Origin of the sequence: Streptomyces sp. NPDC013457 (genome assembly GCF_043089925.1) — a bacterium.
In the GTDB taxonomy this organism is placed as follows: domain Bacteria; phylum Actinomycetota; class Actinomycetes; order Streptomycetales; family Streptomycetaceae; genus Streptomyces.
On record NZ_JBICBL010000003.1, the window covers coordinates 165535 to 186906 of the forward strand.

Below are 21372 nucleotides of genomic sequence, written 5' to 3' on the forward strand. Positions count from 1 at the left end.
TCGACGCGACCGGGCGGGCAGGATGGGCGGATGCTGATGCGCACGCGACGAACGACGACGACGGTGGCCCTGGCTCTTCTGGCGGCGACGGTCGCCGTGACGGGGTGCCAGTCGCAGGCGGAGGCGCCCGAGGAGGCGAGCGGCACCCTGGAGCAGATCGCGGAGCGCGCCGGCTGCGCCCCGGACCTCCAGACGGACGCGGCCGAGCTCCGTCAGGCGAAGTGCGCGACGGACGACGGGACGTATGTCCTGACCACCTTCGCGACCGATCGCGGGCAGCGCGAGTGGCTCAACGAGGCGAAGGACTACGGCGGTTCGTATCTCGTCGGCCGCAAGTGGACCGTGTCCTCCGACGCCGGCACGGTGAAGCAGGTACGCGAACGGCTCGGTGGTCAGGTCGAGACCACCGAGCCGCACGCGCCGCACGCGTCGCAGTCCTCCGGAGACGGGTCGGGACCCGGGTCGGGACACGGTTCCGGTCACGGGTCGGAACACGGGTCGGGACACGGGTCCGGAGGCCACTAGGAACAGAGGCCACTAGGCACAGCGGCGCCCGTCGTTGATGCAGCTCACCACCCTCCGCATCAGCCGCTGGTCGAAGACGTTGATGAAGTCGCCGTGGTCGGTGATCGGCTTGTGGAGCTGCTCCGGGAAGGAGTCGACGGCGAAACCGGGGCCGGGGGGCACGTCGTAGACGATCCGCTGGACGAGCTGCGGGATGGCTCGGAAGCCGTTGCCGCAGCGCCCGCTGGCCGGGTCTGCGAAGGCCACATGGGTGCGGTGGTTGGCGCTGTCGGTGTTCTGTCCGTCCCAGCAGCTCTGGAAGCGGAAGGTCCGCACGACCTTGCTGCCCTCGGGGCAGATCGGGTACTTGTCCTTCAGCTGGCGGTTCTCGAAGCCGGTGCAGGACCAGGACGCGTTGGCGTTCGCGTCGCCGTTGGTGAAGGCCTTGGCGTCGCCCGTGATGATCCGCAGGAAGCGGGGCATCGCGGTGACCTTGGAGACCGGGCTGCCGACGAAGTTCAGGGTGACCTGGGCGGGTGTCTGGATCTCGCCGACGTTCTGGTCCTTGCCGCCGCCGTCCGCCTCTGCGTCGGCCTCCGCCTGTCCGTTCTGCAGGCGCAGCACGGGCCAGTAGTACGTCGAACGGTCGCCCTGGTTGCGGCAGGTGGTCCGGCCCCGTGCCAGGTCGTCGTCACTGGCGAAGGCGTCGTTGGCCTGGTTGCCGACGTAGTCGTGCATGTGGTGGGCGCCGTTGCTCACACCCGGCGCGACGATGACGTTGTCCGGGTTGAACTTGCCGTTCTTGTTCGTGCCGCAGTTGGTGACGAACGAACCGCGCGAGGCGCCCCGGCGCTGCCGGGGGAGGTTCACGTTCGGCTGGACCGTGGTGATGTCGACGAAGTCCGAGGCCTCGGGCCCGTTCCCCGCCTGGCCCTGGTCCTGCTCCTCCTCGCCGCCCTCCTCCGGCTCCCCCTCGCCGCCCGTGTCCCCGCCGCCGTCGTCCCCGCCTCCGCCGTCCCCGCCGGCCGGCTGCTCGTCGTCCGCGCGCAGGGTGCACGGCGCGAGACTCTCGACCTGCTGACCGGTCATCTGGCCGATCCGCTGCAGGATGTTGAGCCGCTCGTTCCTGAGCGGGGTCAGGATCTGCTGCTCGGCGAAGGCCGGGTCGCTCTCGACCCGCTCCTTGTTGTCGGCGAGGCGCTGGTACGCGACGGTGATCTGACTGTCCAGCGTGGCGAGTTCGCGGTCCACCGCGGACCGCGAGGACTCCGGGACCTGGGTCAGCTCGTCGCCGACGTCGGGACAGTCGATCGTCGAGACCGCGTTCTGCCGGTCCGGCGGCTGCTGCTGTTGGTTGCCCCAGCCCTGGCCGGCCGAAGCGTAGACATTGGCGGCGATCAGGCCGCCCCCGCCCAGAATCAGGGCGACGGAGGCGGCCACCGCTCGTTTCGCGCGTGTCGAACGTTTTCTTGTGCGTCGCATGGGACTTCATACGGACGGCAGGGCCCCTGCGTTCAACGCAACGGATACGGACATCAGTCCGAGAGAAGCGCCGCCTCCCGCTCCGGGGCGAGTCCCACCGACGGCCGGTCCGTGCGCTGCGGGGCCACCCCGCCGATCGACCGGAGCCACTCCCAGGTGTCCGCGACCGTCTCGGCCACCGGGCGGCAGCGCAGCCCGGTCGTCAGCGCCTTGGAGACATCGGCGTGGTGCATCGCCTCGTACAGCTCGCCCGGCGGGATCCAGATCGGCAGGTCGGACCACGGCTCGACGCCGGCGGCGAGGAGCTTCTCCGGTTCCGTCCAGCGCAGTTCGGCGTCCGAGCCGGTCACCCGCACACAGGCGTCGAGCAGCTCCTCGGTCGTGGTGTGTCCGGGCGGCGAGACCAGGTTGTACGCGCCCGAGAGCCCGGCCGCGGCGGCGTCGGCCGTCCACTCGGCGAAGTCGCGGACGTCGATGTACTGGAGCGGCAGCGCGCGCGGGCCGGGGGCGAGGACCGGGCCGCCCCGGGCGATCCGCCCCAGCCACCACGGCAGCCGGCCGATGTTCTCGTACGGGCCGATGATCAGCCCCGCGCGGACGAAGAGGGTGCGGTCCGGGCCGAACGCCTCGACGGCCGCCAGTTCGCCGCCCCGCTTGGCCTCGGCGTACGGGACGTCGCCGGCGTCCGGCGAGCCCTCGACCAGCGGGCCGTCCTCGGTCAGCCCCGCCGGCTGCGGCCAGGCGTAGACCGAACGGCTCGACACGTAGACGAAGCGGTCCACGCGGTCCGCGAGCAGCCGGGCCGCGTCGCCGACCACCGAGGGCGCCGCCGACCAGGTGTCCACGACCGCGTCCCAGCCGGCATTCCCGTCGGAGACGAGGGCGGCCGACCCGCCCGGGGCCGTACGGTCGCCGATCAGCGAGACGGCCCCGGCCGGGGGCTCGTGGCGACCGCGGTGGAAGACCGTCACCTCCCAACCCCGAGCCAGCGCCGCCTCGGCCACCGCGCGCCCCACGAACTCGGTACCGCCCAAGATCAGAAGTCTCATGCCACGACTGTGCACCGGGGGACCGGGCAGCGCCCAACGATTCCTCCACGGGTGAAAACGGGAGTCGGTCTCCCGCTCCGGGCCGGTGGATGTCACCATGGCCGGATCATGACGGATGCCCGCTCGCCGATACGCGCACTGCGAGCCGCCCTCTTCGCGGCGGTGTGCGTGACGTTGGCCGCTGTGGGGCATTCGTCCATGTCTGCACACTCACTCCCTCCGGGTTCGCTGTACTCGGCCTTCGCCGTCACGGGCGCTCTCGCCTGGCTGGCGGGCGGCCGTCGCCGCGGCGCGTTCGCGATCGCCGGGGGACTCGCGGCCGTACAGGCGGGCCTGCACCTGATCTTCTCGGCGGGCGAGGGGCACGGCGGCGCCGTGGACCACGCGGCGATGGACTCCATGGCGACGGCCGACCACGCGGCCATGGGGCACTTGGCGATGGACCCGGCGACGATGTCGGCGATGGCCTCCGTCATGGAGGGCGCCACCGGCCACTCCTCCGCCGGCATGCTCGCCGCCCACACCCTCGCCGCCCTCGTCTGCGGCCTCTGGCTGGCCAGGGGCGAGGCCGCGCTCTTCGCGCTCGGCCGGACCGTCGGAGCGCTCGCCTTCACACCGCTGCGGCTGCTGCTCGCCGTCGTCCGCGTACCCGAACTCCCGCACCCCGTACGCCCGCGTCCGCACACCCGACGGCTGCACGGCGTCGTCCTCGCGCACACCCTCTCCAGGCGCGGCCCGCCCCGGCTGTCCGTACCCCGCGCCACAGCCCTCGGAGTCCACGTCTGACCCGGGGGCCGAATCCCCCTGTCGACACCGACTCCTAGGACAGTCATGACCATCGACGATCCCGCACGCCCGGACACCGCCGAGGCGCCCTCCACGCCCGACCCGGCCGCCGCGGGCGGCGGCCCGAAGGGGACCTGGAACGCCCTGCGCCCCCTCGTCCTCCGCCTGCACTTCTACGCCGGCGTCCTCATCGCCCCCTTCCTGCTGATCGCCGCCGCCAGCGGCCTGCTCTACGCGCTCTCATTCCAGGCCGAGAAGATCGTCTACGCGCACGAGCTGGAAGTCCCCGTCGGGGACAAGGTCCTGCCGCTCTCGCAGCAGGTCCACGCCGCCACCAAGGTGAACCCCAACGGCACCGTCACGGCCGTCTGGCCCTCCGCCGAGGACGGGGCCACCACCCGTGTCCTCATGGCCGACCCCGACGTCGAGGAGGGCACGTCCCTCGCCGTCTTCGTCGACCCCTACACCGCCGAGGTGCGGGGACAGCTCCCCAGCTACGGCAGCTCCGGCGCGCTTCCGCTGCGCACCTGGATCGACGGACTCCACCGCGATCTGCACCTGGGCGACCTCGGCCGCAACTACAGCGAGCTGGCCGCCAGCTGGCTGTGGGTGATAGCCCTCGGCGGCCTGCTGCTCTGGATCGGCCGCCGCAGGAAGAACCGCCGGGCCCTCTTCGTCCCCGAGCGCGGCCCGAAGTCCCGCCGCCGCACGCTGTCCTGGCACGGCACGGTCGGCCTGTGGGCGGTGGCCGGTCTCGTCGCGCTCTCCGCCACCGGCCTGACCTGGTCGCGGTACGCGGGTGAGCACATCGGCGCGGTCCAGGACCAGCTCGGCGGGGCGACCCCGACCGTCTCCGCGACCCTCGAAGGCGCCGCCGCCGGCGGCTCGTCGGAGCACGCGGGCCACGGCTCCGGCCACGAGGCCCCGGCCGCCGAGGGCCCGGACGTCGGCATCGACGCGGTGGTCGAGGCGGCCCGCGCGAAGGGCATCGAGGGCAGGATGTCGGTCGTCCTGCCCGCCGAGGGCACGGGCTACGTCGTCAAGGAGACCGACACGCAGTTCCCGGTCCACCTGGACTCGGTGGCGGTGGACCCGGCCGACGGCACGGTCATGGACGAGCTGCGCTTCGCCGACTACCCGGTGCTCGCCCAGCTGACCCGCTTCGGCATCGACATGCACATGGGTGTGACCTTCGGCCTGGTCAACCAGCTGGGGCTCGCCGCCCTCGCCCTCGCCCTCATCCTGCTGATCGTCTGGGGCTACCGGATGTGGTGGCTGCGCCGCCCCGGGCGGCCGGTGGCGCGAGGCACCTGGCGGAGGGTCCCGCCGACCATGCTGCTGCCGCTGCTCGCGGCGACGGCGGTCGTGGGCTGGTTCGTCCCGATGCTGGGAGTCAGCCTGGTGACGTTCCTGCTCGTGGACCTCGCCCTCGGCCTGGTGGCCAGGGTGCGGGCGAGGTCCCGGGGATCCCGAACGGCCTGATCAGGGCGTGTACTTGTAGCCGACCCGCCGCACGGTCTGGATCGTGTGGCGGTGCTCGGCGCCCAGCTTGCGGCGCAGGCGCGCCACGTGCACGTCGACCGTCCGCCCGTCACCCACATGCCCGTACCCCCAGACCGTCGTGACCAACTGGTCGCGGGTGTGGACGCGGTGGGGGTGGGCGACGAGGTGGGCGAGCAGCTCGAACTCCAGGTACGTGAGATCCAGCGGCTGCCCGTCCACGATCGCGATGCGCCGGTCGCCGTCGATCTCCACGGGCCCCGGGTCCCCGGCCGCGAGGCCGGTGGCGGGGGCGGCGGCGGTGCCGGGCGTGGCCACGGGACCGACTGCGGACGGCTGCTGCTGGTCGACGGGCACCAGCACGAGGTAGCCGACCATCGGCGGCCGTCCGGGCAGCGTGGGCAGCGCGTGCGGCGGTGCGGGCAGCAGCGTGGCGCCGGGCGGCAGGAAGTCCGCGACCCGCGCGAGGTCGACGACCTCGTCGGGATCGACGGCCCGAAGTCGCGGGCGGTGGGAACGGACGGCGGTCAGGGACGCGGTACCGGTCTGGGTGTGGGCCATGAAAGCTCAGCTCTTTCGCGCGAGTCGGAGACGTACGACGTCGTTCGCGCACCGGCCGAAGGCCACGGAACCGGTCTTGTACCGGTCGGGCGTTAGAGGGCCGACGCGTTCTTCACGCGCCGACAGCACCGGTCGAAGTCATGGTGCTGCCGGGAAGGCCAGAACGGCTCGAGGTCGGTGCGACCTGTCGCGGATCCGTTCTGAGTGAGGGCCATATCCCTAGTGTACTACTCGGGAATAGGCAGGACGACCCCCGTGCCCCGGTCCACCTGCCCGGCAACGCCGAAGGGGCGCCCGCCGGTCGTCGGCGGGCGCCCCTTCGGGGTGAGCGGGGTGGATCAGACCTGGCCGGCCTTCTCCAGGGCCTCGCAGCAGGTGTCCACCAGCAGGCGGGTCACCGTGTACGGGTCCACGTTCGCGTTCGGGCGACGGTCCTCGATGTAGCCCTTCTGGTCCTGCTCGACCTGCCACGGGATGCGGACCGAGGCGCCGCGGTCCGAGACGCCGTAGGAGTACTTGTCCCACGGGGCGGTCTCGTGCAGGCCCGTCAGGCGGTCGTCGATGCCGGCGCCGTAGTTCTTGACGTGGTCGAGCGGCTTCGAGCCCTCGCCCAGGGACTCGCACGCGGTGATGATCGCGTCGTAGCCCTCGCGCATCGCCTTCGTCGAGAAGTTGGTGTGCGCGCCCGCGCCGTTCCAGTCGCCCTTCACCGGCTTCGGGTCCAGCGTCGCCGAGACCTTGAAGTCCTCGGCCGTGCGGTAGAGCAGCCAGCGCGCCACCCACAGCTGGTCCGCGACCTCCAGCGGCGCCAGCGGGCCGACCTGGAACTCCCACTGGCCCGGCATGACCTCGGCGTTGATGCCGGAGATGCCCAGACCCGCCTGCAGGCAGTTCTCCAGGTGCGCCTCGACGATGTCACGGCCGAAGATCTCGTCGGCGCCGACACCGCAGTAGTAGCCGCCCTGCGGGGCCGGGAAGCCGCCGACCGGGAAGCCGAGCGGGCGCTCGCCGTCGAAGAACGTGTACTCCTGCTCGATGCCGAAGATCGGCTCCTGGCCGGCGTACTTCGCGTAGACCTCGGCCAGCGCGGCACGCGTGTTGGACTCGTGCGGCGTCATGTCCGTGTTGAGGACCTCGCACATCACGAGGATGTCGGCACCGCCGCGGATCGGGTCCGGGCAGACGAAGACCGGCTTGAGGACACGGTCCGAGGCGTGGCCCTTGGCCTGGTTCGTGCTGGATCCGTCGAAGCCCCAGATCGGCAGCTCCTCCAGGGTGGCGCCCGTGCCCGGAAGGATCTTCGTCTTGGAGCGAAGCTTCGCGGTCGGCTCGGTGCCGTCGATCCAGATGTACTCAGCCTTGAAGGTCACGGGTCTCAATCCTTTGGCGTGCTGCTGCTGGGGTTCCCCCCGCGCCGCCGGGCGTGGGGGGTGCTGCGGCTCGCGACGCTGCGAGAGCTGCGTGGTGTGTCTGCGCGCAGCTTCGCAACACGGGATTTCCCGCCCGTTGCCCGTTTGTGAACCCCGTGTTACTCAGCTTTCCCGATCTTCGCGGAGCCGCCGTGCGACGACATGGGCGTCGAGGAGCGAGCCGAGTCCTGCGGCCCGGACGCGCCGTACGAGCTCGGTGTACGTCGTGCCCAGCGCCTCCGCCGTACGGCCCAGGTGCCAGTCGGCGTCCGCCAGGCACCGGAGCAGATGGCCCCGTCGGATCTGGCTCGCGGAGAGGCGGAAGGTCTTCAGGTAGAGCGTCCGGCCCTTGCGGTCGGCGATCAGTTCGCCGATGTGCTGTTCCTCACCCGCCCGCAGGAAGGGTGGAAGGAATCGGTACAGATCGTACGAGCCCATCCGGTACACGCGCTCGAAGGCATACGGCGTCTCCTGCAGATCCCGTGCCATCAGCCCGTCGTGGGCCTCCGCCCAGGACCGCTCCTGCGCCCGGGCCGCCGCCCGCAGATCCGCGAGCGTACGGACCGAGCCCCCCTCGTCCCGGATGCGCGCCGTGAACTCCGGTACCGGGGCGCCGTAGCACGCGTACTGGTGGATCAGCTCCCCGTACAGGTCCTCGATCAGGGTCGGGTGGAGGACGCGATAGTCCTCGGGGTGGGGGACGACGAAGGCGGCGGCCAGGGAGTCGGCGACGTACAGCATGACTCCGCACTGCCCCGGGTGGATCTCGAAGACCCGCAGCGCCTCCGCCAGCCCCGGGACGCTCCACCCCGCGTACGCCGCCTCGGTGCGCGGCGACAGACCCTGGCGTACCGCCTGCTGGGACCACTCGTCCCAGACGACTGACGGGCCGCCGAAGTGGAGGGCCAGATATCCCTCCAGGGCGAGATGCAGAGGCAGGAAGCGCAGCCGCTTCTCCGCCCGCCCGTCGGCGCGCCGGCGCTTGGCGAGCCGGTGGTGACGGCGCACCGGAACGACGTCCCGGCCCGCCCCGCCGGCCGCGTCGTCCCCGAGCCGGGTGCCGTACGCGGCCGACTCCCGCTCGTCCCCGGACCAGTCCGCGACGAAGCCGTGCGGGATGTACGAGGTGTAGGTCGTACGGTCTCCGAGGTCGACCGCTCCACCCGCCCCGTACACCTCACGGTGGAGCCGCAGCCCCTCCACCGGCTCGGCCCGCACCAGCGGCACGAGCCGGACACCGCCCCACACCTGGGCCGGCCGCACGTCGAGACCGGTCAGATCGATCCGGGTCATCGGACCGCCTCCCGCAGAAACAGTTCCACCCTGCGGTCGAGATAGGCCCGCAGCTCCGCCAGCCCCGTCCGCCCCTCGGCGAACTGGGCGATCTCCACCAGCGCCGCCAGATCCTCGGCGTCCCTGATCCCCGCGGTCGGCACGCTCGGCGCGAGCCGGCGCACGTCGAAACCGGCCGCGTCGTATACGGGGTTCACATGGACCGCGCTCGTCCGCCGCTCCGGGTCGAGGCGCGTCCGCCAGACGCGGAGCACCTCGCCCGCGAGGCCGGGCGGAGCGTTGTCCCAGCCGTCCGAGACGACCACCAGCCGGTCGGGGGCGGGGCCCTCCAGGGCGTCCAGGATCCGTGTCCCGAGCGGGGTCGGCCCCCAGGGCCGGACGAGCAGCGGATCGGTGGCGCCCGACGTCCAGTGCGCCGCGTACGCCCCCGGCGCGGCCAGCGCGTCGAGGAGGAAGTGGCAGCCGAGGGCGACCGCCAGCGGGCGGCGCCGCTTCACGGACGAACCGGAGGCGGAGTAGCTGTCGTCGAGGACCGCCGCGACCCGGCCCCAGGTCCCGGCGTACGGCCCCGCGACGCGGAGCGCGGCCGCCCGCAGCGCGGCCGTCAGCTCGGCGCGCCGCTCCACCCTCTCCCCGAAGGGGAGGGAGAGGACGTAGAGCGCGAGCCGCGTCAGGGGCATCACGGCCAGATCGCTCGCGCGCTCCGCCCGCAGCCGCTCCAGACGGGTCATCCGGGGAGCGATCCGCTCCAGGAACACCGCGCGCGGTACGCCGTGCTTCGCCGCGAACCCCTCGGCGACGGTGAACGGCAGCTCGTAGAGGGCGGCCTGCTCGTAGCGCGCACGGCGGTAGGCGTCCAGGTACGGGTGCTCGTAGCGGGCCCGGCGGCCGGGCGCGAAGAGGAAGTCCCCCGACTCGGCCGCGGCGAGCGGCAGATGGGCGTGGCGGGCGACGGCCTTCAGCCCGGCGCGGTACTTCACGGCGTCGTGGCCGAGATCGGCGCGGCCGGCCAGCCAGTCCCGGATGATCGCGCGGGTACGCCGGTTGTTGACCTTGGCGGCGCGCAGGGCGCGGAAGAGCCGGTAGACCCGCTGCGGGGGCATGCGCGCGAGCCGGGCGGCGATCAGCCGCCCCTCCGCGCGCTTCCCGTCCGCGCCGCCGGCCTCGTCGGCGGTGCGCAGCAGCTGCTCGACGATCGTCGCCGCGTTGTGGTCGTTGATGTCGAGCGCGAGCGCGGCGGCGTACACGGGCCGGTAGTTGACCCGGACGTACTCGTGCAGAAAGGCGAGCGAGAGCCGCTGTTCCCCGGCGGAGGAGCGGAACTCCCGCTGGCCGGTGGCGGTGACGGCCGCGTTGACGAAGAGCAGGACGTCCTCGGCGGCGATGAGGTCGGAGACCGTATCGGTCGGCGTGGTCATGGGTTCCCTCGCGGTGGCCTGGGTGCCGGCCGGGGAATGGGGGCGCGAACAGCGAAAACGTTGCTTCAGAGGCAGGTCCCGGAAGTCGCACCGGAGTCCCGCGGCCGGCGGAGGCAACGTAACACCGGGGGAGGGGAGGGCCGCCAGTGGATTTGCGGGGCCGGTGTCGGTGCCGACCGGCAGACTGGGGGCATGACCACGCACCTGGGCACGAAGGCCCGTATCGGACTGCTCGGCACCGGCCCCTGGGCCGCGCGGACCCACGCGCCCGCGCTCGCCGCGCACGACGGCGTCGAGTTCGTCGGGGTGTGGGGCAGACGGCCCGAGGCGGCCGCCGAACTGGCCACCGCCTTCGGCACGACCGCGTACGACGACGTCGAGGACCTCCTCGAGGCGAGCGACGCCGTGGCCTTCGCCCTTCCCCCGGACGTCCAGGCCCCGCTCGCCCTCCGGGCCGCCGCCATGGGCTGCCACCTGCTCCTGGACAAGCCGGTGGCCACGACGGTCGAGGCCGCCCGTGAGGTCGCCGAGGTGTCCGAGCTGGCGGAGGTCGCGTCCGTGGTCTTCTGCACGCTCCGCTTCGCCGGGCCCACGGCCCGCTGGATCGACGAACAGGCCGCCGCGGGTGGCTGGTTCCTCGGCGAGGCGCACTGGCTGGGCTCGCTGTACGGCCCGGGATCGCAGAGCGCGTACGCGGCCTCGCCGTGGCGGCGTGAGAAGGGCGGTCTGTGGGACGTCGGCCCGCACGTGCTCTCCGTGTACCTCCCGGTGCTGGGCGACGTCACCGACGTGACGGGCGTACGGGGCCCCGCGGACACGCACCACCTGGTCCTGCGTCACACGTCGGGGGCGACCAGCACGGCGACGCTGACCCTCTCCGCCCCGCCGGAGGCGGCGGAGGCCGCGCTCACGCTGCACGGGAAGCGGGGCCGGGCGGCGCTGCCGGCGTGGGACGGCGCAACGGAGGCCTTCGGCCGGGCGGTGGACGCCCTCCTGGAGTCGGCCAGGACGGGGGTACCGCACGCCTGCGACGCCCGTTTCGGCGCGCGGATCACGGAGATCCTCTCGCTCGCCGAGCAGGCGGCGGGCCCGGGGAGGGAGCCCGCCGCCTGACGGCCGGCCACCTCAGCCCACGCGCTCGATCCGGGCCTTGCGGATCAGGAACTTGCCGGGCTCACGGACCTGCTCGAAGGCCGCGTCGTTGAGCAGGACACAGCTGCCGGAGGTGGAGGTGACCTCGACGGTGGTCGACTTGGCGTTGTCGAGGTTGGTCACCTTCAGGCGCGTGCCGAGCGGGAACTGGTTGCTGGACGCGGCGGGGGCACCGGCCTCGCCGGAGAGCGTGACGGTCGATCCGGCGCAGACGACATCCCCGGAGCCGCCGCCTTCGCCGCCACCCGCGGGCGGGGCGGGCTCGGCGGGCTGCGCAGGCGGGGCGGGCTGCGCCTGGGTTGGTGCCAGTTGCGCGGGGGCCGGGGCGGCGGGGGCGGCCGCCCCGGTATCACCCCCGCACCCCGAAGCCGCCTGCTGGAGCCGGATCTGGGCGATCACCGCTTCCCGGTTGGCGATCCGCGCCTGCGACTGAGCGTCCGGGTTGGCACGCTGGTCCGCGATGAACCGCTCGTTGTTCGCAAGCGCCGTGTTCAGGCCGTCGCAGGCCACGGACGCCTGACTCGTCCCGGTCAGCACCACCGCCGTCCCCCCGGCGAGCACGAGGGCACCGGCGATCAGCGCGACCTTCTTCTTCCGGCTGAGCGTTTTCCTGCGTGACACGTGAGGCTCCGTTCGTTTCCTGTCGGTTCCTGTGGCGTCAGATACGAGGAGCGGACCGGTTCTGCTCAACGCTCAGCCGGGAACGCCGGCCCGCTCCAGAACCGCGGCCATCTCGGACTCGGGGAGCGCGGGGTTGGCTCCGGCGCTGGAGGCCAGCTCAGGGACACGGAGCGCCTCGCGGAGCCGGGGAAGCGGAAGGCGAGGGTCACCGGACGCCGCCTGGCGCGTCCAGACCGCCGGGTCGTGGCTGAGCCGCTCGATCAGGGCGGGTGTCGCGGCCGGATCCCGGACGGCGAGGCGGCGGTAGTTGCCGTCGGGGTGGTCCGCGAAGCGCGCGGCGAGGCCGTCGCGGGGGAAGCGGGGGTGAGTCTCCGCCATCCAGGCGGAGAACGTCCCGCCGAGCCGTGCGAACACCCGCATCAGGACCTCCTCCGGGGTGTCGGGGTGGTGGATGCCCAGGTGGTTCTCCACGATCGGGTCCTCGTCGCGGGCCAGGAGGCGCAGAAGGTCGGGCGGCAGGTGGGGGCTGGTGGCGGCGGCGCGCCGGAGCAGCGCGTGGGCCGACGTCGCGGCGCGGCGCAGCACGTCGGGGTCGGCGAGCCCGTCCCGTACCCAGTCCACGTCGCTGCGGTCGAACTCGGCCACCGTGAAGTCGATCGCCGTGCGCCGCGTCTCGGACAGTTCCGGCCTGAGCGAGACCGCGAGCCGGACGTCCTCGTCGGGATCGACGGCGAGCCGCTCCACGAGGTCGGCTGGCAGCGACGGGTTCGCGGCGAGGGCGGCGAGGTGCGTGCGCTCGTCGACGCACCGCTCGGCGTCGGCGCGGTCGAGGAGTCCGCGCCGCGTCACCTCGGCGGCGGCCTTCGGATCGGCGAGGAGTTCGGCGGTGAGACGGGCGTCCCGCCGGCACTCCCACAGCGCGGCGGCGCGGCGCACCTCGGGATCGGGGTCGGAGGCCAGCGCCGACCGCCCGCCCGGCGGCAGGACGTCCCAGGCGCTCACCGCGAGATGCCGCGCCGCCGGATCGCGGTGCGTGGCGAGCGAGGCGACGAAGGACGGTGCGAGATGCGGCGAGTCCAGCAGGGCTGCCCGGACGGAGGGTTCGGGGTCGTCGAGCAGTCGGGCGCACACGGCGTCCGGCAGCGGTGCGACCGTCGTACGCGGGGGCGGCCACTCGGGCCCGTACGCGAGAGCGGTCCGTGCCTGGGGCGACGGGTCCTCCGCGAGCCGTGCCCGCTGCCCGGGCTCCGCCCGCGGGCTCATCGCGAACGCCACGCGGGCCCGCGGGTCCGGATGCGCCAGGATCGCCGCGACGGCCGCCTCGGGGAGCCCGGCCCGCTGGACGGCGAGGGACGGGCTGTCGGCGCCGCCGTAGAAGGCGATCAGACGCAGCAGCAGCGGGGTCGGCAGCGCCGGATTGCGGGCGACTCCGTCCAGCGCGGACGCGTGGTGCGCGACCATGATCCCTACCCCCGTGTGGTCCCGGCCCTTTCGCCACCATGATCTCCCGTACGGCGGCGCGGAGCCGTGACGTTTCAGCGGGACATGGCGTCCCGTACGGCCTCCTCGGTGCGGCCCACCACCGCCGTGCCGTCCTCCGCGGTGATGATCGGGCGCTGGATGAGCCTGGGGTGCGCCGCGAGGGCCTCGACCCAGCGGTCCCGGTTCGCCTCGTCCCGGGGCCAGTCCTTCAGCTCCAGCTCCTTGGCCACGGCCTCCCCGGTCCGCGTGATGTCCCACGGTTCGAGGCCCAGCCGCTCCAGGACGGCCCGGATCTCGTCCGGGCCCGGCACGTCCTCCAGGTAGCGGCGCACGGTGTAGTCGGCGCCCTCCGCGTCGAGCAGGCCGATCGCGCTGCGGCACTTGGAACAGGCGGGATTGATCCAGATCTCCATGCGCCCCACGGTACCCCCCCGGCCTCCTCCCACCACCCCCCAAACCCCCTCTGGCCAGGGGCGATTGTCAGTGGGGGGCAGTAAAATCGTAGGTGAAGGTGAGGGTCCCGGGGAGGGCCCGCACCCACCGTTCGCCAGGAGGTCGCCCGTGGCCACAGCCATGATCCGGAAGCCGTCCCTCGAACCCTGGAAGCCCCTTCGGAAGCAGCCGCTCCCCGCGGGCCGCCCCCGCGAGTGGTACATCACGCACAACCGCCGCCTGAAGGCCATGCGCCTCGCGATCGTCCTCCTCGACGCGGGTGTGCACGACCCCGCGAAGGCGGGCAACGCGAAGATACGCACCACGGCCGAGCTGCTCGGCATCCACCCGCCCTCGGACACCACCTGCCACATGGTCCGCGCCCTGATCCGCTACGGCCGCTGACCCCGGCCCACCGCCCCGCTCCCGGACAGAGACGAGGGCCGCCACCCCGGAATCCGGGGTGGCGGCCCTCACTGTCGTTCAGCGCCGGTCGACCGCTCGACCGCTCGACCGTTCCGCGGTCTAGAGGTCGAAGTAGAGCTCGAACTCGTGCGGGTGCGGGCGCAGCTGGATCGGCGCGATCTCGTTCGTGCGCTTGTAGTCGATCCAGGTCTCGATGAGGTCGGAGGTGAAGACACCGCCGGCCTGCAGGTACTCGTTGTCCGCCTCGAGGGCGTCCAGGACCGCCGGGAGGGAGGTCGGGACCTGCTGGACGTTGGCGTGCTCCTCGGGAGCCAGCTCGTACAGGTCCTTGTCGATCGGCTCGGCCGGCTCGATCTTGTTCTTGATGCCGTCGAGGCCCGCGAGCAGCAGCGCCGAGAAGGCGAGGTACGGGTTCGAGGACGGGTCCGGCGCGCGGAACTCGACGCGCTTGGCCTTCGGGTTCGAGCCCGTGATCGGGATACGCATGGCCGCGGAGCGGTTGCGCTGCGAGTAGACCATGTTGACCGGGGCCTCGAAGCCGGGCACCAGGCGGTGGTACGAGTTCACCGTCGGGTTGGTGAACGCCAGCAGCGACGGGGCGTGCTTCAGGATGCCGCCGATGTAGTAGCGGGCGGTGTCCGACAGGCCCGCGTAGCCCTGCTCGTCGTAGAAGAGCGGGTCGCCGTTCGACCAGAGCGACTGGTGGACGTGCATGCCCGAGCCGTTGTCGCCGAAGATCGGCTTCGGCATGAAGGTCGCGGTCTTGCCGTTGCGCCAGGCGACGTTCTTCACGATGTACTTGAAGAGCATCAGGTCGTCGGCCGCGGCAAGCAGCGTGTTGAACTTGTAGTTGATCTCGGCCTGGCCGGCGGTGCCGACCTCGTGGTGCTGGCGCTCGACCTGGAGGCCGACGTTCTCCAGCTCCAGGGAGATCTCCGCGCGCAGGTCGGCGAAGTGGTCGACCGGCGGGGCCGGGAAGTAGCCGCCCTTGTAGCGGACCTTGTAACCGCGGTTGTCCTCGACCGCACCCGTGTTCCAGGCGCCGGCCTCGGAGTCGATGTGGTAGAAGCCCTCGTTGGCGGTGGTGTTGAAGCGCACCGAGTCGAAGACGTAGAACTCGGCCTCGGGGCCGAAGTACGCGGTGTCGGCGATGCCGGTGGAGGCGAGGTACGCCTCGGCCTTCTTCGCGATGTTCCGCGGGTCACGGCTGTACTGCTCGCCCGTGATCGGGTCGTGGATGAAGAAGTTGATGTTCAGCGTCTTGTCGCGGCGGAAGGGGTCCAGGCGCGCCGTCGTCAGGTCGGCGCGGAGCGCCATGTCGGACTCGTGGATGGCCTGGAAACCGCGGATCGACGAGCCGTCGAAGGCGAGCTCCTCGGACGGGTCGAACGCCGTCGCCGGGATCGTGAAGTGCTGCATCACTCCCGGAAGGTCACAGAAACGGACGTCGACCATCTTGACGTCGTTGTCCTTGATGAACTTCTTGGCCTCGTCGGCGTTCTGGAACATCCAACTCCTCCTACTCCCGGCCCGGGGAGGGGCGGGGTTGCAGCTCGGTCGTGCGGCCAGTGCGGGGGCACACGCTGGACCCGACCATAGGCAGACGGGATTTCTCAAGCATGACCCATTTGTTTCACCCAAGTTAACCGGCCCGGGTGTCCCTCCGCTTCCCGGCGCCCCTCGGCGACCCGGGCCGAAGTGATCAAAAACGGGCGCAGTACCGTTGTCGGGTGGACAACAGGCAAGCACTCGGATCATGGCTGTCCGGCCCCCGCGCGGCGGCCGAGGACGCAGGTGTCGACTTCGGCTACCGCGGTCAGCAGCTCGGGCTCCCCGAGGAGGGCCCCGGTTCGATCGCCCGCCCGGGCCGCCGGATCGGCGCCCTCGCAGTCGACTGGGCCCTCTGCATGGTGATCGCATACGGCCTGGTCACCGACGGCTACAGCCAGGCGACCGGCAACTGGGCGCTGGTCATCCTCCTCGTCCTGAGCGTGCTGACGGTCGGAACCGTCGGCTCCACCCCCGGCAAGCGGCTCTTCGGCCTCCGGGTCGCCTCGGTGAACGGTGGCCGGCTCGGCCTCGTCCGGGTCGTGGTCCGCAGCATCCTCGTCTGCCTCGCGATCCCGGCCCTGATCTGGGACCGCGACGGCCGGGGCCTCCATGACCGCCTCTCCGGCGCCGTACAGGTCCGGATCTGATCCACCCGCGACGACGGACACCCCGCACCACCACGGACACCCCGTACGACGAAGGGCGCCCCCGGAACCGACCGGTTCCGGGGGCGCCCTTCGTCGTGGAGGTGGTGGGACCTCCGTCGGTCAGCGCATCTTTCCGCCGCGCGGCATCCGCATGCCCTTCGGCATCGGGCCCTTCGGCAGCGGCATGTTGCTCATCAGGTCGCCCATGGCCCGCAGCCGGTCGTTGGCCACCGTCACCTGGGGGCCGGAGAGCACCCGGGGCAGCTTCAGCATGGTCGTGCGGACCTTCTTCAGCGGCACCTGGCCCTCGCCGTTGCCGACGACGATGTCGGTCACCGGCACGTCCACGACGATGCGGGCCATCTTCTTCTTCTCGGCCGCCAGCAGGGGCTTCACCCGGTTCGGGTTGCCCTCGGCCACCAGCACGATGCCCGCCCGGCCGACCGCGCGGTGCACGACGTCCTGGCTCTTGTTCATCGCGACCGCCGGGGTCGTCGTCCAGCCGCGCCCGATGTTGTCCAGCACCGCGGCCGCCGCACCCGGCTGGCCCTCCATCTGCCCGAAGGCGGCGCGCTCGGCACGTCGTCCGAAGACGATCGCCATCGCGAGCAGCGCCAGGATGAAGCCCAGGATGCCCAGGTAGACCGGGTGCCCGATCAGGAAGCCGATCGCGAGGAGGACACCGAGTACGACGATGCCCACGCCCGCGACGACAAGCCCGACCTTGGGGTCAGCCTTTCGGGTCATCTTGTACGTGAGGGCGATCTGCTTCAGTCGCCCCTGGTTCGCAGCGTCACCGCTGCCCGTGTTTGCCTTCCTCGCCATGTCCTGAAGTTTACGTGGCCCGGGAAGCGCGGCCAGCCACGGCCTCCATCACATGCTGGGCCTCGACCCGGTCCTTGGCCCGGCGGCGGTCCTCCAGGACCGAGTTCCAGGCGTTCCGGCGGGCCGTCCGCTGCCCGCCGGCGAGCAGCAGGGCCTCGACGGCCCTCAGGGCGTCGGTGACGGACGGGATGGCGGTGGCACGGACGTGTGTCGCGGCCTGCATGCGGGGGTCCTCCCTCAAGCGTGGATGAGACGAGGTGGGGGGTGGAGCGAGTGCGGCGCTCACGACGCTGTGGCGGTGAGTGAAGCCAGGCTCACAGACTGGTGTTACCAGTGCGTGACCCGGTGGTCAAACACTGATGAAACGTTGATGCGGCCATCTGTACGCATCCGCAGACGCCGACGCGACCCGCACTCCCCTCTGACCTGCGGGGGTGTACGGGTCGCGCCGGATCCGGCCACTACCGGCCGGTAACTACTTGTGCGTGAATTCACACGGTCGTACGCCGATCACGCGCCTGCCGGGCGATGACGCCTCAGACGGCCTGCGTGGCGTTGTCCACGGCGCCGCGCTTCTCGATCGCCTGCTGGTACAGCCGGCCCGCGCGGTAGGAGGAACGGACCAGCGGGCCCGACATCACGCCGGAGAAGCCGATCTCGTCGGCCTCCTCCTTCAGCTCCACGAACTCCTGCGGCTTCACCCAGCGCTCCACCGGGTGGTGCCGCACGGAGGGGCGCAGGTACTGCGTGATCGTGATGAGCTCGCAACCCGCCGCGTGCAGCTGCTGGAGCGCCTCGCTGATCTCCTCGCGGGTCTCGCCCATGCCGAGGATCAGGTTCGACTTCGTGACCAGACCGTAGTCCCGGGCCCGGGTGATGACGTCCAGCGAACGCTCGTACCGGAAGCCGGGACGGATCCGCTTGAAGATCCGCGGCACCGTCTCCACGTTGTGCGCGAAGACCTCGGGGCGGGAGGCGAAGACCTCCGCCAGGAGCTCCGGCACCGCGTTGAAGTCGGGGGCCAGCAGCTCGACCTTCGTACGGCCGTCGGCGCGGCCCGCCGTCTGCTCGTGGATCTGGCGCACGGTCTCCGCGTACAGCCAGGCGCCGCCGTCCTCCAGGTCGTCGCGCGCGACGCCGGTGATGGTGGCGTAGTTCAGGTCCATCGTGACGACCGACTCACCGACGCGACGGGGCTCGTCACGGTCCAGCGCCTCGGGCTTGCCCGTGTCGATCTGGCAGAAGTCGCAGCGCCGCGTGCACTGGTCACCGCCGATGAGGAAGGTGGCCTCGCGGTCCTCCCAGCATTCGAAGATGTTGGGACAGCCCGCCTCCTGGCAGACCGTGTGCAGGCCCTCGCTCTTCACGAGCCCCTGCATCTTCGTGTACTCGGGACCCATCTTCGCCCGGGTCTTGATCCACTCGGGCTTGCGCTCGATGGGGGTCTGGGCGTTACGGACCTCCAGGCGCAGCATCTTGCGTCCGTCGGGTGCGACTGCGGACACGACCGGCTCCCTGTAGCTTCGATTCTTCGGCGCACACCAGGGTACGCCCGTTGTTCGTACGGTTTTGTTTACGCCTGGGCAACCTGTGGCCAGAGCCCGGCATTCCCCGCGATTCCCTACGCGGAGGTGGCGGCCGTCTCGCGCTCGACCGGGCGCGGCTTCAGCTCCGCGTTCTCCAGGACGGCGCGCAGGTGCTTCTCGACCACCGGCAGGACCTCCTCGATCGTGACGTCCCGGCCCAGCTCGCTCGCGAGCGAGGCCACGCCCGCGTCCCGGATCCCGCAGGGGATGATCCGGTCGAACCAGGCGTTGTCCGGGTTCACGTTCAGGGCGAAGCCGTGCATGGTGACGCCCTTGGCGACCCGGATGCCGATCGCGGCCAGCTTGCGGTCCTCGCGGCGCTGGCCGGCGTTGGACGGGGCGTACTCCGGGCCGTTGAGCCGCGGGTCGAACTCCGGATCGCTCAGCCGCGGGTCGAAGTCCAGCGAGAGCCCGCCGAGCGCCGGACGCCGCTCCACCGGGTCGCCGAGGACCCAGACGCCGCTGCGGCCCTCGATCCGGGTGGTCTCCACGCCGAACTCGGCGGCCGTGCGGATCAGCGCCTCCTCCAGGCGGCGCACGTGCGCGACGACGTCGACCGGGCGGGGCAGCTTCATGATCGGGTAGCCGACGAGCTGACCGGGGCCGTGCCAGGTGATCTTTCCGCCGCGGTCCACGTCCACGACCGGCGTCCCGTCCAGGGGGCGCTCGCTCTCCTCCGTACGCCGGCCCGCCGTGTACACGGGCGGGTGCTCCAGGAGCAGACAGGTGTCGGCGATCTCGTCGGCGAACCGGGCGGCGTGCACCTCGCGCTGCTTGTCCCAGGCCACCTGGTACTCGACGGCGTCGTCGCCGAAGCCCAGACGGACGAATCGCAGCTCACTCACGGCAGTGCCTCCTCCTGGTGCGTGGCCGGGTCCGGGGATCGCCCCGGGTCGGCTCGGCACCATGCGTCATTCGCGCCCATGCCACTGTACGGCGGCACCCGAGAGACCGGTCCGGCAGGTGCGACGGCCCCCGCGCGGGGACCCCTCCGTCAGCGACGGCCCCAATCCTCACACGATCGGATGAATGTGGGGCGAAGGAGGCGGTACAGGCGGTGAGGGCCGCTAAATTCACGCCGTTCCATGAGGGGCCGCACGGGCTTCCACCTGGGCCCGGAAGGCAGGAGACCGCACAGCTGATGACGGAACGACCCCCGCAGCGCATCCCGAACCGCCGGCTCGCCGCGCTCATCGCCGAGGCCGGATTCTCCAACGCGGGCCTGGCGAGACGGGTGGACCAGCTCGGCCTGGAGCACGGACTCGACCTGCGGTACGACAAGACCTCCGTGACCCGCTGGCTGCGTGGTCAGCAGCCGCGCGGCACCACGCCCGCCCTGATCGCCGAGGTCTTCACCCGGCGCCTGGGCCGCCGCCTCTCCGCGCAGGACCTCGGTCTGGACGCCTGCGCCCCCGTGTACGCCGGTCTCGAGTTCGCGGCGACACCCGACGAGGCCGTCGACATCGTCAGCGGGCTGTGGAGGAAGGACTCCGGGAGCCACGCGGAGCTGCGCAAGATCGCCTTCACCCCGGCGGGGCTCGTCGTCCCCAGCCGCGACTGGCTGATCGGCCGCGCCGACGACCGGGTGGCGCGGAGCGAGAGCGCCGCGCCGAGCGGGCGGCTCGGCGCGGACGGCCGGCTCGGACAGGACCCCCGGGTGCCGCAGCAGGGCAGGATCTCGGTGCCCCGGCAGCGCGGTACGGACCGGGGACCCGGGCAGCGGGTCTCCAGCGGCGACGTCGCCGCGCTGCGCTCGGTCGGTGAGCTCTTCCGCACCCTCGACCACGCGTACGGCGGCGGCCACGCCCGCCAGGCACTCGTCCGCTACCTCGAGCACGAGGCCGAGCCGATGCTGCGCGGTGTCTACGGGGAGACCGTCGGCCGCCGCCTGTTCGCCGCGGCGGCCGATCTGACGAGACTGGCGGGCTGGACCTCGTACGACATCGCGGCGCACGGCCTCGCCCAGCGGTACTTCGTCCAGGCGCTGCGGCTCGCGCAGGCGGCGGGGGACCGGGCCTACGGCTCGTACGTCCTGATCACCATGAGCCGGCAGGCCGTCTACCTCGGCCACGGGCGCGAGGCCGTGCAGCTGGCCCGGGTCGCCCAGCAGGGCGTCGGCTCCGCCGCGCCGCCCGTCGTCCAGGCCCTGCTCCACTCCGTGGAGGCGCGCGGGCACGGGGTGCTCGGTGAGGCCCGGGCGTGCGGCGCCGCGCTGGCCAGGGCCGAGCGGGCGCTGGAGACGGCCAGGCCCGGGGACGACGTGCCGTACTGGGCGCGTCCCTTCGACGAGGCGCAGCTCTCCGACGAGTTCGGGCACTGCCACCGCGACCTCCAGCAGTACCGGGCCGCGGCGCAGCACGCCGAACGCTCCCTCCAGCTCCGCGCCCCGGGCTTCGCGCGCAGCCGCCTCTTCTGCCGGGTGGTCCTCGCCTCCGCCCGTCTCGGCCTCGGCGAACTGGACCAGGCCTGCGCCCTGGGCGCGGAGGCGGCGCAGCAGGCCTCCGAGATGCGTTCGGCCCGCGCGCTCGAGTACGTCCGCGACTTCGAACGGCGACTGGAGCCGTACCGCGACGCGGCTGCGGTCCGTACCTACCGCGACCGCGTGGCGGCCATCGGCTGACGCCCCCGCGCGCCTGCCGGTCGTGCCC

Annotated in this window: 21 protein-coding genes; 7 read left to right on the forward strand and 14 right to left on the reverse strand. The window is 72.2% G+C overall.

Going from position 1 to position 21372, the window contains the following annotated elements; genetic code table 11:
* Nucleotides 1–36: 36 nt before the first annotated feature.
* Nucleotides 37–525 (forward strand): hypothetical protein, encoded by a 489-nt coding sequence (locus ACF1G2_RS09585; protein ID WP_391797739.1) that lies wholly within the window; start codon nt 37–39, stop codon nt 523–525.
* 12 nt (nt 526–537) lie between these two features.
* On the opposite strand, the gene ACF1G2_RS09590 is transcribed toward ACF1G2_RS09585, so the two are convergent.
* Both ACF1G2_RS09590 and ACF1G2_RS09595 read right to left on the reverse strand, forming a co-directional pair.
* Nucleotides 538–1986 carry a DUF1996 domain-containing protein gene (locus ACF1G2_RS09590; protein ID WP_391797740.1) on the reverse strand — a complete coding sequence of 483 codons (1449 nt, stop codon included), beginning with the start codon at nt 1984–1986 and terminating at the stop codon, nt 538–540.
* 53 nt (nt 1987–2039) lie between these two features.
* A complete protein-coding gene (locus tag ACF1G2_RS09595) occupies nt 2040–3035 on the reverse strand; it encodes an NAD-dependent epimerase/dehydratase family protein (RefSeq protein WP_391797741.1) in 996 nt (331 codons plus the stop codon).
* A 198-nt stretch (nt 3036–3233) separates the two neighbouring features.
* On the opposite strand from ACF1G2_RS09595, the gene ACF1G2_RS09600 reads away from it, so the two are divergent.
* Together ACF1G2_RS09600 and ACF1G2_RS09605 are read left to right on the forward strand one after the other, a co-directional pair.
* Entirely contained in the window at nt 3234–3821 is a 588-nt protein-coding gene (locus ACF1G2_RS09600; protein WP_391797742.1) for a hypothetical protein, read from the forward strand.
* Between the two features lie 45 nt (nt 3822–3866).
* Entirely contained in the window at nt 3867–5303 is a 1437-nt protein-coding gene (locus ACF1G2_RS09605; RefSeq protein WP_391797743.1) for a PepSY-associated TM helix domain-containing protein, read from the forward strand.
* Here the strand turns inward: ACF1G2_RS09605 and ACF1G2_RS09610 are convergent, their stop codons facing one another.
* The 4 genes from ACF1G2_RS09610 to ACF1G2_RS09625 all read right to left on the reverse strand — a co-directional run bounded on the left by ACF1G2_RS09610 (nt 5304) and on the right by ACF1G2_RS09625 (nt 10002).
* Nucleotides 5304–5882: a winged helix-turn-helix domain-containing protein gene (locus ACF1G2_RS09610; protein ID WP_391797744.1), complete on the reverse strand. Its 579-nt coding sequence runs from the start codon at nt 5880–5882 to the stop codon at nt 5304–5306.
* 338 nt (nt 5883–6220) lie between these two features.
* The gene (gene glnII / locus ACF1G2_RS09615; protein ID WP_391797745.1) at nt 6221–7252 is read right to left on the reverse strand and encodes a glutamine synthetase; all 1032 of its coding nucleotides are present in this window, start codon (nt 7250–7252) and stop codon (nt 6221–6223) included.
* Nucleotides 7253–7414: 162 nt separating this feature from the next.
* Entirely contained in the window at nt 7415–8584 is a 1170-nt protein-coding gene (locus tag ACF1G2_RS09620; protein ID WP_391797746.1) for a hypothetical protein, read from the reverse strand.
* Entirely contained in the window at nt 8581–10002 is a 1422-nt protein-coding gene (locus ACF1G2_RS09625; RefSeq protein ID WP_391797747.1) for a hypothetical protein, read from the reverse strand. Before ACF1G2_RS09625 ends, ACF1G2_RS09620 begins: the two co-directional genes overlap by 4 nt.
* Nucleotides 10003–10194: 192 nt before the next feature.
* Between ACF1G2_RS09625 and ACF1G2_RS09630 the strand changes: the two genes are divergently transcribed.
* On the forward strand, nt 10195–11115 hold the full coding sequence (locus ACF1G2_RS09630) for a Gfo/Idh/MocA family protein (protein WP_391797748.1): 921 nt from the start codon (nt 10195–10197) through the stop codon (nt 11113–11115).
* Between the two features lie 12 nt (nt 11116–11127).
* On the opposite strand, the gene ACF1G2_RS09635 is transcribed toward ACF1G2_RS09630, so the two are convergent.
* The 3 genes from ACF1G2_RS09635 to ACF1G2_RS09645 all read right to left on the reverse strand — a co-directional run bounded on the left by ACF1G2_RS09635 (nt 11128) and on the right by ACF1G2_RS09645 (nt 13670).
* Nucleotides 11128–11775: a hypothetical protein gene (locus ACF1G2_RS09635; protein WP_391797749.1), complete on the reverse strand. Its 648-nt coding sequence runs from the start codon at nt 11773–11775 to the stop codon at nt 11128–11130.
* Nucleotides 11776–11847: 72 nt separating this feature from the next.
* Nucleotides 11848–13236 carry a Mucin-2 gene (locus ACF1G2_RS09640; protein WP_391797750.1) on the reverse strand — a complete coding sequence of 463 codons (1389 nt, stop codon included), beginning with the start codon at nt 13234–13236 and terminating at the stop codon, nt 11848–11850.
* Nucleotides 13237–13310: 74 nt separating this feature from the next.
* Nucleotides 13311–13670 carry an arsenate reductase family protein gene (locus ACF1G2_RS09645; RefSeq protein WP_391797751.1) on the reverse strand — a complete coding sequence of 120 codons (360 nt, stop codon included), beginning with the start codon at nt 13668–13670 and terminating at the stop codon, nt 13311–13313.
* Nucleotides 13671–13830: 160 nt separating this feature from the next.
* On the opposite strand from ACF1G2_RS09645, the gene ACF1G2_RS09650 reads away from it, so the two are divergent.
* Nucleotides 13831–14094 carry a hypothetical protein gene (locus tag ACF1G2_RS09650; protein WP_352191430.1) on the forward strand — a complete coding sequence of 88 codons (264 nt, stop codon included), beginning with the start codon at nt 13831–13833 and terminating at the stop codon, nt 14092–14094.
* A gap of 120 nt (nt 14095–14214) precedes the next feature.
* Here the strand turns inward: ACF1G2_RS09650 and glnA are convergent, their stop codons facing one another.
* Nucleotides 14215–15624, reverse strand: a complete 1410-nt coding sequence (glnA, locus tag ACF1G2_RS09655) for a type I glutamate--ammonia ligase (RefSeq protein WP_391797752.1) — start codon at nt 15622–15624, stop codon at nt 14215–14217.
* Between the two features lie 221 nt (nt 15625–15845).
* Between glnA and ACF1G2_RS09660 the strand changes: the two genes are divergently transcribed.
* The gene (locus tag ACF1G2_RS09660; protein ID WP_391797753.1) at nt 15846–16313 is read left to right on the forward strand and encodes an RDD family protein; all 468 of its coding nucleotides are present in this window, start codon (nt 15846–15848) and stop codon (nt 16311–16313) included.
* Between the two features lie 120 nt (nt 16314–16433).
* On the opposite strand, the gene ACF1G2_RS09665 is transcribed toward ACF1G2_RS09660, so the two are convergent.
* The 4 genes from ACF1G2_RS09665 to lipB form a co-directional block, all read right to left on the reverse strand.
* A complete protein-coding gene (locus tag ACF1G2_RS09665) occupies nt 16434–17138 on the reverse strand; it encodes a DUF4191 domain-containing protein (protein ID WP_391797754.1) in 705 nt (234 codons plus the stop codon).
* Between the two features lie 10 nt (nt 17139–17148).
* Nucleotides 17149–17361 carry a hypothetical protein gene (locus tag ACF1G2_RS09670; RefSeq protein ID WP_391797755.1) on the reverse strand — a complete coding sequence of 71 codons (213 nt, stop codon included), beginning with the start codon at nt 17359–17361 and terminating at the stop codon, nt 17149–17151.
* A gap of 313 nt (nt 17362–17674) precedes the next feature.
* Nucleotides 17675–18643, reverse strand: a complete 969-nt coding sequence (gene lipA / locus ACF1G2_RS09675) for a lipoyl synthase (RefSeq protein ID WP_391797756.1) — start codon at nt 18641–18643, stop codon at nt 17675–17677.
* 116 nt (nt 18644–18759) lie between these two features.
* Entirely contained in the window at nt 18760–19569 is an 810-nt protein-coding gene (gene lipB / locus ACF1G2_RS09680; RefSeq protein ID WP_391797757.1) for a lipoyl(octanoyl) transferase LipB, read from the reverse strand.
* A 296-nt stretch (nt 19570–19865) separates the two neighbouring features.
* Between lipB and ACF1G2_RS09685 the strand changes: the two genes are divergently transcribed.
* Entirely contained in the window at nt 19866–21344 is a 1479-nt protein-coding gene (locus ACF1G2_RS09685; protein ID WP_391797758.1) for a regulator, read from the forward strand.
* The last annotated feature ends 28 nt before the right edge of the window (nt 21345–21372 follow it).

Excerpts from the sequence above, each read along its gene's own strand:
- ACF1G2_RS09610 (WP_391797744.1), bottom strand. The coding sequence starts at position 5,882 with ATGGCCCACACCCAGACCGGTACCGCGTCCCTGACCGCCGTCCGTTCC.
- ACF1G2_RS09665 (WP_391797754.1), bottom strand. The coding sequence starts at position 17,138 with ATGGCGAGGAAGGCAAACACGGGCAGCGGTGACGCTGCGAACCAGGGG.
- ACF1G2_RS09625 (WP_391797747.1), bottom strand. The coding sequence starts at position 10,002 with ATGACCACGCCGACCGATACGGTCTCCGACCTCATCGCCGCCGAGGAC.
- ACF1G2_RS09585 (WP_391797739.1), top strand. The coding sequence starts at position 37 with ATGCGCACGCGACGAACGACGACGACGGTGGCCCTGGCTCTTCTGGCG.
- ACF1G2_RS09605 (WP_391797743.1), top strand. The coding sequence starts at position 3,867 with ATGACCATCGACGATCCCGCACGCCCGGACACCGCCGAGGCGCCCTCC.
- ACF1G2_RS09590 (WP_391797740.1), bottom strand. The coding sequence starts at position 1,986 with ATGCGACGCACAAGAAAACGTTCGACACGCGCGAAACGAGCGGTGGCC.
- ACF1G2_RS09595 (WP_391797741.1), bottom strand. The coding sequence starts at position 3,035 with ATGAGACTTCTGATCTTGGGCGGTACCGAGTTCGTGGGGCGCGCGGTG.
- ACF1G2_RS09640 (WP_391797750.1), bottom strand. The coding sequence starts at position 13,236 with ATGGTCGCGCACCACGCGTCCGCGCTGGACGGAGTCGCCCGCAATCCG.
- ACF1G2_RS09600 (WP_391797742.1), top strand. The coding sequence starts at position 3,234 with ATGTCTGCACACTCACTCCCTCCGGGTTCGCTGTACTCGGCCTTCGCC.
- ACF1G2_RS09670 (WP_391797755.1), bottom strand. The coding sequence starts at position 17,361 with ATGCAGGCCGCGACACACGTCCGTGCCACCGCCATCCCGTCCGTCACC.
- ACF1G2_RS09645 (WP_391797751.1), bottom strand. The coding sequence starts at position 13,670 with ATGGAGATCTGGATCAATCCCGCCTGTTCCAAGTGCCGCAGCGCGATC.
- glnA (WP_391797752.1), bottom strand. The coding sequence starts at position 15,624 with ATGTTCCAGAACGCCGACGAGGCCAAGAAGTTCATCAAGGACAACGAC.
- ACF1G2_RS09620 (WP_391797746.1), bottom strand. The coding sequence starts at position 8,584 with ATGACCCGGATCGATCTGACCGGTCTCGACGTGCGGCCGGCCCAGGTG.
- ACF1G2_RS09650 (WP_352191430.1), top strand. The coding sequence starts at position 13,831 with ATGATCCGGAAGCCGTCCCTCGAACCCTGGAAGCCCCTTCGGAAGCAG.
- ACF1G2_RS09685 (WP_391797758.1), top strand. The coding sequence starts at position 19,866 with ATGACGGAACGACCCCCGCAGCGCATCCCGAACCGCCGGCTCGCCGCG.
- ACF1G2_RS09630 (WP_391797748.1), top strand. The coding sequence starts at position 10,195 with ATGACCACGCACCTGGGCACGAAGGCCCGTATCGGACTGCTCGGCACC.